8 protein-coding genes are annotated in these 11,670 nt (G+C 43.1%); all 8 read left to right on the forward strand.

Going from position 1 to position 11,670, the window contains the following annotated elements:
- The 8 genes from ftsH to G5B11_RS11015 all read left to right on the forward strand — a co-directional run bounded on the left by ftsH (position 1) and on the right by G5B11_RS11015 (position 11,668).
- The gene (ftsH, locus tag G5B11_RS10980) at positions 1-1,857 is read left to right on the forward strand and encodes an ATP-dependent zinc metalloprotease FtsH (protein WP_158420128.1); all 1,857 of its coding nucleotides are present in this window, start codon (positions 1-3) and stop codon (positions 1,855-1,857) included.
- Positions 1,858-2,095: 238 nt separating this feature from the next.
- Positions 2,096-4,222, forward strand: a complete 2,127-nt coding sequence (locus tag G5B11_RS10985; RefSeq protein WP_173728187.1) for a glycoside hydrolase family 13 protein — start codon at positions 2,096-2,098, stop codon at positions 4,220-4,222.
- Between the two features lie 129 nt (positions 4,223-4,351).
- Positions 4,352-5,215: a class II fructose-1,6-bisphosphate aldolase gene (gene fba / locus G5B11_RS10990; RefSeq protein ID WP_173728189.1), complete on the forward strand. Its 864-nt coding sequence runs from the start codon at positions 4,352-4,354 to the stop codon at positions 5,213-5,215.
- Between the two features lie 77 nt (positions 5,216-5,292).
- The gene (locus tag G5B11_RS10995) at positions 5,293-6,501 is read left to right on the forward strand and encodes a GNAT family N-acetyltransferase (protein ID WP_173728191.1); all 1,209 of its coding nucleotides are present in this window, start codon (positions 5,293-5,295) and stop codon (positions 6,499-6,501) included.
- Between the two features lie 245 nt (positions 6,502-6,746).
- On the forward strand, positions 6,747-8,021 hold the full coding sequence (locus tag G5B11_RS11000; RefSeq protein WP_158420134.1) for an ABC transporter substrate-binding protein: 1,275 nt from the start codon (positions 6,747-6,749) through the stop codon (positions 8,019-8,021).
- A gap of 175 nt (positions 8,022-8,196) precedes the next feature.
- Positions 8,197-9,051, forward strand: coding sequence for a carbohydrate ABC transporter permease (locus G5B11_RS11005; RefSeq protein ID WP_173728193.1), 855 nt, complete (start codon positions 8,197-8,199; stop codon positions 9,049-9,051).
- Complete coding sequence (locus G5B11_RS11010) at positions 9,051-9,911, forward strand: carbohydrate ABC transporter permease (RefSeq protein ID WP_158420138.1); 861 nt, start codon at positions 9,051-9,053, stop codon at positions 9,909-9,911. Before G5B11_RS11005 ends, G5B11_RS11010 begins: the two co-directional genes overlap by 1 nt.
- 206 nt (positions 9,912-10,117) lie before the next feature.
- Positions 10,118-11,668, forward strand: a complete 1,551-nt coding sequence (locus tag G5B11_RS11015; protein ID WP_173728195.1) for a response regulator transcription factor — start codon at positions 10,118-10,120, stop codon at positions 11,666-11,668.
- Positions 11,669-11,670: the final 2 nt, after the last annotated feature.

Below are 11,670 nucleotides of genomic sequence, written 5' to 3' on the forward strand. Positions count from 1 at the left end.
GTGAACAAGCAATCAAGCAGAATCGGCCTGTATCTGGTATTGATTGTCGCATTGATTGCCGGGTATTTCTATCTGAACAATCAGGTGGCAACCCAGAGCAATTATACGATGGGCCAGCTGGAAAAAGCATTGAAGAACGGTGAGGTTGCAGATGCAAAGATTCACCAGAACAGCGAGGTTCCCACAGGCTATATCACAGCAGATATTACAGATGTGGGACAGAAGCGGGTATATGTGACAGACGTAAATGAGGCGGATACGCTTTTGAGAGGATATGGACTGGATCCTGTGATGGAGGATGTACAAAGGACCAGTGTTTTCTTATCCAGTATACTTCCTGTTTTTCTGACATGCGGGATAGTGCTCCTTTTTATGGTGATGATGAACCGGCAGGTGTCCGGCGGAGGCGGAGGCAATGCCAGGATGATGGATTTCGGCAAAAGCCGTGCCAGGATGATGACACCGGATGACAGGAAGATCACCTTTTCCAATGTGGCAGGTCTTCAGGAAGAAAAAGAAGATCTGGTGGAAGTGGTGGATTTCCTGAAAGCACCTCAGAAGTATACAAAAGTAGGAGCCAGGATCCCTAAAGGTGTTCTTCTTGTAGGTCCTCCCGGTACAGGTAAGACTCTTTTGGCAAAAGCAGTGGCAGGAGAGGCTGGAGTGCCTTTCTTCTCTATCTCAGGCTCTGATTTTGTTGAGATGTTCGTAGGTGTAGGTGCTTCCCGTGTAAGAGATCTTTTTGCAGAGGGCAAGCGTCATGCACCATGTATTATCTTTATTGATGAGATCGATGCTGTGGCAAGGCAGAGAGGCACTGGTATGGGTGGCGGCCACGATGAGCGTGAGCAGACTCTGAACCAGCTTCTTGTGGAAATGGACGGCTTTGGTGTGAATGAAGGCATCATTGTGATGGCAGCTACCAACCGGGTAGATATTCTGGATCCCGCTATCTTGCGTCCTGGCCGTTTTGACCGTAAAGTGGCTGTAGGCAGGCCGGATGTGAAAGGCAGGGAAGAGATTCTCCTGGTGCATGCAAAGGAGAAGCCTCTTGGAGAAGACGTAAATCTGAAGCAGATCGCACAGACTACTGCAGGTTTTACAGGGGCAGATCTGGAGAATCTTCTGAATGAGGCTGCCATTGCAGCTGCCAAGGCAGGCAGAGTATTTATCCGTCAACAGGATATTAAGGATTCCTTTATTAAAGTAGGCATTGGCGCAGAAAAGAGAAGCAAGGTGATTTCTGACAAAGAGAAAAAGATCACAGCTTATCACGAAGCAGGTCATGCGATCCTGTTTCACGTACTTCCAGATATGGAGCCGGTTTACACCATATCCATCATACCTACCGGTATGGGGGCTGCCGGTTATACCATGCCTTTGCCGGAGAATGATGAGATGTTTAATACCAGAGGAAAGATGCTTCAGGATATCACCACCCTGCTGGGAGGGCGTGTGGCTGAGGAGATCATCTTTGGAGATATTACTACTGGCGCTTCCAATGATATTAAGAGAGCTACCAGTGAAGCAAGAGCAATGGTGACCAAATATGGCATGTCAGAGAAGCTGGGGCTGATAGCCTATGGGGATGATGAGGACGAAGTCTTCATTGGAAGGGATCTTGCACATACAAGAGGATACAGTGAAGAAAAGGCAAAAGAAATCGACGAGGAGATTCAGAGGATCATCCGTCAGTGCCATGACCAGGCAAGGGAGATTATTTCCCAGCATATCCAGGTGCTTCACAGCTGTGCAGAACTGCTTCTTCAGAAGGAAAAAGTCCACAGAGATGAATTTGAGTCACTTTTTACAATGGAAAAAAACGGGGATAAAAAAACTAATATACAGAATGCATAAAAAACAAACTCCATTTTTGTGAAGTTTGTGCAGACTTTTCTGGGGAACCGTGGTACTATAATAACCGTAAAAACCCCCCAATACATTATATAGTTTTTGCTACACCCCATAAGAAGAAATACCTTCTCCAAAAAAGACAGCTTATCCCGCTGTCTTTTTTACTTTGTACCGGACATCTTGGAAAACTGCAAAGAGCAGACACTTGACCCGGTAACTACAACGGAAAAGAGGTTGAGTAATGAAAAGGGAAAAAGCGGATGTAATGAAAAATATGCAATACGTATTAAATATGCGGCCTGTCTTGAATAAGGATGCGCTGTTCAGCGATGGGTCTGAGTATTACAGATGTCCGTCAGAACCAATGCCGGGTGACACTGTAAAGATACGGTTTCGTACCCAGAAAAATAATGTGGATGCAGTGTATCTGGTTTATGGTGATGTGAGGCAGGAGATGGAGATATGGTCTTCCTTCAATGGCTTTGATTATTATGAAACACAGATCAAGATGGGAGAAGATATATTCAGATATCATTTTGAAGTTGTATATGGATGGGTTACATGTTATTACACCTATCAAGGAGTATCAGTCAACTCGGAAGAACGGACAGAGTTTGAAATATACCCAGGTTATCATACGCCTGCATGGGCCAAAGGTGCAGTGATGTATCAGATCTTTGTTGATCGGTTTTATAATGGGGATCCATCCAATGACGTGGCAACCGGAGAATACTCTTATATTGGGGATGTAAGCGTGCACGTAGATGACTGGGGAAAGGTTCCGGCAGTAATGGGCGTCCGGGAATTTTATGGTGGTGATCTTCAGGGTATCTTGGATAAGCTGGATTATCTTCAGGATCTTGGGGTGGAAGTTCTGTATCTGAATCCTGTATTTGTTTCCCCAAGCAACCATAAGTATGATATTCAGGATTATGATTATATTGATCCTCATTATGGAAAGATTGTAGAGGACACAGACGAGGGAATTCTACAGAACGGGGATAGGGACAATTCACATGCGTGGAAATATATCCGCCGTGTAACAGACAAAAGAAATCTGGAAGCCAGCAACCAACTGTTTGCACAGCTAACAGAGGAGATTCATAAGCGTGGCATGAAGATCATCCTGGACGGAGTATTTAATCACTGCGGTTCCTTTAATAAATGGATGGACAGAGAGCGGATCTATGAGAATCAGGAAGGCTATCCTAAGGGAGCTTATATTTCGGCTGACAGTCCTTACCGCAATTTCTTCAGTTTTTATGATCAGAACCGCTGGCCTTACAATCCTTCTTATGATGGATGGTGGGCACATGATACACTTCCCAAGCTGAATTATGAAGGCTCCAGGGAATTATACGATTATGTACTTGAGATCGGCAAAAAATGGGTTTCACCTCCTTACAATGTAGATGGCTGGCGTCTGGATGTGGCTGCCGACCTGGGACACAGCAATGAGTTTAACCATCAGTTCTGGAAGGATTTTCGCAAGGCAGTAAAAGAAGCTAATCCTGAAGCAATCATCCTGGCAGAGCATTATGGCAATCCTGAAAGCTGGCTTATGGGTGACGAGTGGGATACAGTTATGAATTATGACGCATTTATGGAGCCTTTAACCTGGTTCCTGACAGGTATGGAAAAGCACAGTGATGAGTACAGGCAGGATCTGTATGGCAACAGTGATGCATTTATTGGTGCAATGAAGAATCATATGCGTTCCCTTCATATGTCTGCTTTTTACACTGCTATGAATGAGCTTTCCAATCATGATCATTCCAGGTTCCTTACAAGGACCAACCACAGGGTGGGCAGGATCTCATATGCAGGAGCAGAAGCTGCATCTTCAGGGATCAATCCTGCAATTATGAGAGAAGCAGTGGCCGTTCAGATGACATGGCCTGGAGCGCCTACCGTATATTATGGCGATGAGGCAGGAGTCTGCGGCTTTACAGATCCGGACAACCGTCGTACTTATCCATGGGGAAGGGAAGATCAAAGCTTGATTGATTTCCACAAGGTGATGATCCGGATCCATAAAGAATACGGATTCCTTCGGGAAGGCTCCCTGAAGTTCCTCTGGAATGATTATCAAGGCTTGTGCTATGGCCGTTTCTCCAATGATGAACAGATGATCGTGATTCTGAATAACCGGGATTATGACCGGGATGTGGAGATCGAGGTATGGCAGACAGGTATCAGCCGTCTGGAGGAAGCAACCCTTAAAAGAATCCTTCTGACCTACAGGGATGGGTTTACAACAGAGGAATACAGCTATATTGCCAATGCAGGTGTGATACATGTGCCAATGCCGGCTTTTGGAGCGATGATCCTGTATCATAAATGTGATGATACTGTGTCAGAGAAATAAACGGCGAAATAGCGATACAGTGCAATTATAATATTTTTTGTAAAAATATAGACGAAAGCTGTAAAATCTGCTAAAATACATCTTAGACGGGTGCAAAGACTGTACCCAGAAAGATAGGAGGAATTTATCATGTTAGTAAGTGCTACAGAGATGCTTCAGAAAGCAAAGGCCGGCCATTATGCAGTCGGACAGTTCAATATCAACAATCTTGAGTGGACAAAGGCCATTCTTCTTACCGCACAGGAGCTGAATTCCCCGGTTATCCTGGGAGTTTCCGAGGGTGCTGGTAAATATATGACAGGATTTAAGACCGTTGTGGGAATGGTGAACGGTATGATGGAGGAACTTAATATCACAGTTCCGGTTGCCCTTCATCTTGACCATGGTACTTATGACGGATGCTTGAAATGTGTAGAGGCAGGATTTTCATCCATTATGTTCGATGGATCTCATTATCCAATCGAGGAGAACGTAGAAAAGACAAAAGAGCTTGTTAAGATCACAAGAGAGCATGGCATGTCCCTTGAGGCAGAGGTTGGCTCTATCGGTGGCGAGGAAGACGGCGTTATTGGTATGGGTGAGTGTGCAGATCCTAACGAGTGCAAGATGGTTGCAGATCTTGGCATTGATTTCCTGGCCGCAGGTATCGGTAACATCCATGGTAAATATCCTGCAAACTGGCAGGGCTTAAGCTTTGAGACTCTGGATGCTATCCAGAAGCTTACAGGCGACATGCCGTTAGTACTTCATGGTGGTACAGGTATTCCTACAGATATGATCAAGAAAGCTATCGATCTTGGTGTTTCTAAGATCAATGTAAATACAGAGTGTCAGCTTTCATTTGCAGCAGCTACACGTAAGTATATCGAGGAAGGCAAAGATCTGCAGGGTAAAGGATTTGACCCAAGAAAGCTTCTTGCTCCTGGATATGAAGCAATTAAAGCAACAGTTAAAGAAAAAATGGAAATCTTCGGTTCCGTTGGAAAAGCCTGAGAATCCATGTAATATACAAGGGGATGCTGCAATGCAGTGTCCCCTTCTATATTGCAATACGAGGAGAGAAAATTATTATGAATAAGAAAAATCTGAAAATGGGACCGGTAGGACCTGAATACATGGAACAGTACAATGCACTGCTTCGCTATGTATTTCAGGTTACAGACCAGGAACTGAATTCTGTAGGATGGAAAGAAAAGGAGATCATCAGGGCAAAATTCCCTACCATGAAACGGGCTGATGTGATTGGCTGGTTTGATGATGGCACATTGGTTTCTCAGGTGGCCGTTTACCCGATGAAGGTTCAGATTTTTGGAAAGACCTATTCCATGGGCGGACTGACAGGAGTGGGCACTTATCCGGAATACACAAATATGGGGCTGATGCACAGGCTTCTGGAGCAGGCTCTGGAAAATATGCGGAAAAAGAAACAGTATATCTGCTATCTTTATCCTTATTCCATTCCCTATTACAGACGAAAAGGCTGGGAGCTGATCTCAGACAAGATTTCTTATGAGATTAAGGATTACCAGCTGCCTAAGAAGAAATGGGTATCAGGTGATGTACGCAGAGTTGACACTGACAGCAAAGAACTGAAGGATACATATGACCGATATGCAGCTCATACCCATGGAGCCATTATCCGTGATTCCCTTGCCTGGAATGAATACTGGCTGTGGGATCGGGATGATATTATGGCAGCTATCTATTACAATGCACAGGATGAGCCGGATGGTTATGTGATCTATTGGATTGAGAATGAGGTTTTTCATATCAAAGATATGATTTTTAACAATGAAGAAGCCAGAACCGGTCTATGGAATTTTGTATCGGCTCATTTTTCTATGATCAATCAGGTAGAAGGAGATACCTACACAGATGAACCGTTGGCGTTTCTTCTGGAAGATGCGGAGATCAAAGAAGTGATTTCCCCATATTATATGGGAAGAATCGTGGATTTTGCAGCTTTTGTGGCAGAGTATCCTTTTAAACCGGACATTACTGAAAGAGAATGGCGCTTTACTTTGACAGATCCTGTAATGGAGTGTAATCAGGGGGCTTTCCTGTTAAAAATCTCCAGAGAAGGTAAAGGATGGGCAGAGCGGATCAGTCAGCCCTGCCAGGATCAGATCAGTATCCAGACAATGACCACCATGCTGATGGGATATAAGCGCCCGGATTATCTGGCCAGGATTGGGCGGCTAAAGGCTGGTGAGCATATTATTGACATGCTGGAAGATGCCATTGAACAGCAGACTCCTTATATATCCGATTATTTTTGATATATTTTCCTGTATGTATTTGACAAAAATTACATAAACATGTAAAAAAAAACATACGTTGTTTATAAAAAATGAAAAAAGAACATATTTCTTGAAATTTTAATATAGTGCATTTGGGTTGAAAGCTATAAAATATAATCAACGTGAACGGGGGTGGTTGAACATCCCGGATTCAGCGTATAAGACGCAGCGGATCTGTTAAGGATCCGACCAAAAATGATTCTCATGAAAAGGAGAGACAAAAAATGAAGATGAGAAAATCAATGGCAATGGGACTTGCAGCAGTTATGGCAGCATCCATGATTCCGGCTGTACCGGCAATGGCAGACGATGCTACAGGAAAGGTATATTATCTGAACTTTAAACCAGAAGCTGATGAAGCTTGGCAGAACCTTGCAAAAGCTTACACAGAGGAGACTGGTGTAGATGTACAGGTTGTTACAGCAGCTTCCGGACAGTATGAGACAACTCTTCAGTCTGAGATGGCTAAGAGCGATGCTCCTACTCTGTTCCAGGTAAACGGACCGGTTGGACTGAAAAGCTGGAAAGATTACTGCTATGATCTGAAAGATTCCGATATCTATTCACAGCTTACTTCCGATACTTACACTGTTAAAGACGGTGACGCTGTTGATGGTATTGCATATGTTATCGAGACTTATGGCCTGATCGTAAACAAAACTCTTCTTGAGAAAGCTGGATACACACTGGACGACATCAAGAGTTTTGATGATCTGAAGAAAGTTGCTGATGATATCCAGGCAAGAAAAGATGAGCTTGGTATCAAAGGTGCATTCACATGTGCAGGTATGGACGGATCCTCCGACTGGAGATTCAAGACACATCTTGCAAACCTTCCACTCTACTATGAGTACAAAGATAAAGGCGTAGATGATGCAGACACAATCGAAGGTACATATCTTGACAACTACAAGAATGTATTTGATCTGTACATCACAGATTCTACATGTGACGGTGCTGATCTTTCCGCTAAGACAGCTGATGATTCCCGTAATGAGTTCATCAATAGCGAAGCAGTATTCTATCAGAATGGTACATGGGAGTATGCAGAGCTGTCTAAAACATTCAGCGATGACGAGCTGGCTATGATCCCGATCTACTTTGGTGTAGATGATGAGAACGAAGGACTTGCAACAGGTACAGAGAACTACTGGTGTGTAAACAAAGAAGCATCTGAAGAAGATATTCAGGCAACACTGGATTTCATGAACTGGTGTGTAACTTCTGAGACAGGTACAAAGGCTATGAATGAGGATATGGGCTTCACAATTCCTTTCAAAACAGCTGCAGAATCTACAAACGTATTTGTTAAACAGGATCAGGAATACACAGAAGCTGGTCTGACACCTGTATCATGGAACTTTACAACAATGCCTTCTGAAGAGTGGAAGAACGGTGTTGGTACAGCTCTTACTTCTTATGCAGCTGGTGGTTCCTGGGATGATGTTGTATCTGCATTCGTTGACGGATGGGCAACAGAGAAAGCTCTGACTGAGTAATTTGTGTAAAGTATATCCAAAACCTTTCAAGGATTTGGATGTTGGTGTAAAGAGAAGGGGGAGGCAGTAAGTATGGCCTCCCCTTTCCACATGAAAGACGTAGTCTTACGAAAAGAGGGCCTGGAGTGCAGAAACTGCAGGCACACAGGAATTAAATGAAGTAGGAGGAGCAGAGATGGTAGGAAAATCTCTTAAAAAGTGGTGGCCTGTCTTTGTGTTACCAACACTTGCAGCGTTTATCATTGGTTTTTTATGGCCTTTCATCTGGGGTATTTATCTTTCATTTTGTAAATTTACTACAGTTAAAGATGTGACTTTCGTTGGCCTTGCCAACTATCAGAAGATTTTAATCGGCGGAGACTTCAGTTATGCATTCTGGCTGACGGTTGTTTTTGCATTTGTTTCAAGTATTCTTATTAATGTACTTGCTTTTTCCGTTGCACTTGCACTGACAAAAGGTTACAAAGGAACTAATGTGTTCCGTACAGTATTCTTTATGCCGAACCTGATTGGTGGTATTGTGCTTGGTTATATTTGGCAGACTTTGATCAATGGTCTTCTGTCCATGTGGGGACAGCCGCTGCTGAAGTTATCTGCCAGAAACGGATTTATTGGAATGATCATACTGCTTTTATGGCAGCAGATCGGATATATGATGATCATTTATGTTGCTGGTCTTAACAACGTATCTCCGGATCTTATCGAAGCAGCCAAGATTGATGGAGCTACTTCCAGACAGATCCTGTTTAAGATCAAGATCCCGATGATCATGCCGTCTGTAACTATTTGTACATTCCTTACCCTTACTAATGGATTCAAGATGTTTGACCAGAACTTGTCCCTGACAGGTGGTGATCCGGGCAAGCAGTCCCAGTTGCTGGCATTGAACATTTACGATACATTCTATGGGCGAAGCGGCCCACAGTGGAAAGGCATCGGCCAGGCCAAAGCAGTTGTATTCTTTGTACTTGTAATTGTTATTGCTTTGGTACAGCTTCGCGCAACATCATCTAAGGAGGTGCAGGCATAATGGCAAAGAATAAAGTTATTGCAGATAAACCAAAGAAAAAAAGTATTGTGCCTACGATTATCCTTTCCATTATCTCTGTGGCCTGGATCTATCCGATCGTAATGATCCTGCTCAATTCTCTGAAGATTGAATCAGCAATCACTACATCCGGGGTATTTAAGTTTCCTACAGAAGAGACCTGGAATGGCATTAAGAACTTTGTTGCCAGTGTTACACAGATGGATTTCCTTGCATCTTTCTGGTACAGCCTTGTAATCTCAGTGATGTCTGTAGCACTGATCCTGCTGTGCTGCTCCATGTGTGCATGGTACATTGTCCGTGTAAACGGTGCACTTTCTAAGATTTTGTATTACCTTTGTGTATTCAGTATGGTTGTACCTTTCCAGATGGTTATGTTCACCCTGGCAAAGACAGCAGATACACTTCGTCTGAACAATCCGTATTTCATCTGCATCATCTACCTTGGATTTGGTGCTGGTTTGGCAGTATTTATGTTTACCGGTTTCGTAAAAGGAAGTCCTCTGGAGATTGAGGAAGCAGCTATGATTGACGGCTGCAGCCCACTGCAGGTTTTCTTCAAGATCCTGGTTCCGATCCTGAAACCGACCATTATTTCCACTGCAATTCTGGAAATGATGTGGGTATGGAATGATTATCTTCTGCCTACACTGGTGCTGGATATTAAGAAGTACCGTACCATCCCTATGGCAATCCAGTATTTCCGTGGAAGCTACGGACATGTACAGATGGGACCGATGATGGCAAGTATTATGATCGACATTATTCCTATCATTGTAATGTATCTGGTTTGCCAGAAATATATCATTGAAGGTGTAGTTGCAGGAGCAGTAAAAGGCTGATTTATTAGCAGCCCGTTCTATAGAATTATAAAACTGGTATTATTCAATCAAATTTAATCTTTTCAAGATGTTCATTGAATGATAAAATAGAGATAGTTCCATGCATTTATGCGGGGAACTATCTTTATTTGACTAACCGAAAGTTTTTGTAACTGTAAAGATACTGAACAGTTACAGGATTTTATGATCATAGACGGGGTGCTTGAATGTACAGGATTTTAATTGTAGATGATGAAAGGATTGAGCGAGAAGGTATCAAATACCTGATCGGGAGAGAAAAGGGAGACTATGAAATCTGCGAGGCGTCCAATGGGAAGCAGGCATTGGATGTGCTGCACAGCAAGAAGGTGGATCTTTTGATGACAGATATCCGTATGCCTCATATGGATGGTCTGGAGTTAAGCCGTAAGGCAAGAGAGGAATATAGTGATCTTCAGATCGTGATCTTCAGCGGATACAGTGATTTTTCTTTTGCACAGGAAGCCATCCAATATGGAGTGCTGGATTATGTACTAAAGCCTGTGGATCCGGAAAGGTTTCACCAGGTGCTTGCCAAAGCCCAGGAGAAGATAGTTCACAGGCATCAGCAGAATGCACAGAAGCAAAAAGAAAAGAATTATCTTCAGCAGTATTTTCTTCTAAGCTATCTGTATTCCGGAAAGGCAGAGGTTCTGGAGCAAGCAGGAGAAATTATAGATCTGAATAATTGGGAGCAGTGGCATTGCGGGATTCTTGCGGAAACGGATCAGGATTATTTTGACACTGCAGATGATTTTGCAGCAGAAGGATTGCAAAATGAGGTAGGAAGAAAGTACTTTTATCTGAATCTGAATGCCAGGCAGTCATTGTTTTTGTTCAGAGACAAATATTGTGAGTACCGCCTGGTTGCGGAGCAGATTTATCAGATTTTAAAGCAAAGAACCTCTCTTCATTTCCATCTGGCAGTGAGCCGTAAGTTTGATGGCTGTCGAAAACTTCCAGAAGTATTGGAACAGCTGGAACAGCTAATGGAAGAGAAGTTCTATCATCCGGATGTTCATATTTTTACTTTTGACGAAGATGAAGAGAAAATGTGCAATGCACAACGCCAGGATTCTCAGCTGATGCAGAAAATCTCAGAAGATGTCAGTCGTAAAGATATTGAGGCCTTATGGAGGCATTTTGGATGCCTTACTGAGAAATACCAGAAAAATACTCAATTTTCAGCCATGTATGTGAAGTTTGTGTTTTCCAATGTGATCCAGGAACTGTTTCAGGAGAATCAGTTTTCCGAAGAAAGACGGCTGGAACAGGAGGTGGACCGCCTGTACCGATGCAATAATATAGGACAGATCCTTAAGATCACCAAGGAGAATATTCAGGAATATGAGAAATTTCTGAAAAATTCCATGGAAGGCTCCAGAGATGAGGTTGGTGCTGTTAAGAATTATATCCATCAGCATTATGCAGAGGATCTTAGTCTGGAAACATTGGCTGAGAAAGTATATCTTTCCTCTGGATATCTTAGCTTTATTTTCAAAAAAGAAACAGGTATGAATCTGAATCGGTATATCCGTGTGGTGCGAATGGAAAAGGCAAAGGAGCTTTTGTGTACCACCAACATGAAGGTGGCACAGGTCAGTGAAAAAACCGGATTTACCAATGTATCTTATTTTTGCAGAAGCTTCCGTGAATATTATGGAAGCAGTCCGGAATCTTACAGGAAAGGAACCGGAGAGGATGAAGAGATTTCAGACAGGGTTGATAAGAAAATTTAAAA

Origin of the sequence: Blautia glucerasea, from assembly GCF_013304385.1 — a bacterium.
Classification (GTDB): domain Bacteria; phylum Bacillota; class Clostridia; order Lachnospirales; family Lachnospiraceae; genus Blautia_A; species Blautia_A ammoniilytica.

What these genes read in the sequence shown, in the direction of transcription:
- G5B11_RS10985 (WP_173728187.1), top strand. Translation starts at nt 2,096, where the DNA reads ATGAAAAGGGAAAAAGCGGATGTAATGAAAAATATGCAATACGTATTA.
- G5B11_RS11005 (WP_173728193.1), top strand. Translation starts at nt 8,197, where the DNA reads ATGGTAGGAAAATCTCTTAAAAAGTGGTGGCCTGTCTTTGTGTTACCA.
- G5B11_RS10995 (WP_173728191.1), top strand. Translation starts at nt 5,293, where the DNA reads ATGAATAAGAAAAATCTGAAAATGGGACCGGTAGGACCTGAATACATG.
- G5B11_RS11015 (WP_173728195.1), top strand. Translation starts at nt 10,118, where the DNA reads ATGTACAGGATTTTAATTGTAGATGATGAAAGGATTGAGCGAGAAGGT.
- fba (WP_173728189.1), top strand. Translation starts at nt 4,352, where the DNA reads ATGTTAGTAAGTGCTACAGAGATGCTTCAGAAAGCAAAGGCCGGCCAT.
- G5B11_RS11000 (WP_158420134.1), top strand. Translation starts at nt 6,747, where the DNA reads ATGAAGATGAGAAAATCAATGGCAATGGGACTTGCAGCAGTTATGGCA.
- G5B11_RS11010 (WP_158420138.1), top strand. Translation starts at nt 9,051, where the DNA reads ATGGCAAAGAATAAAGTTATTGCAGATAAACCAAAGAAAAAAAGTATT.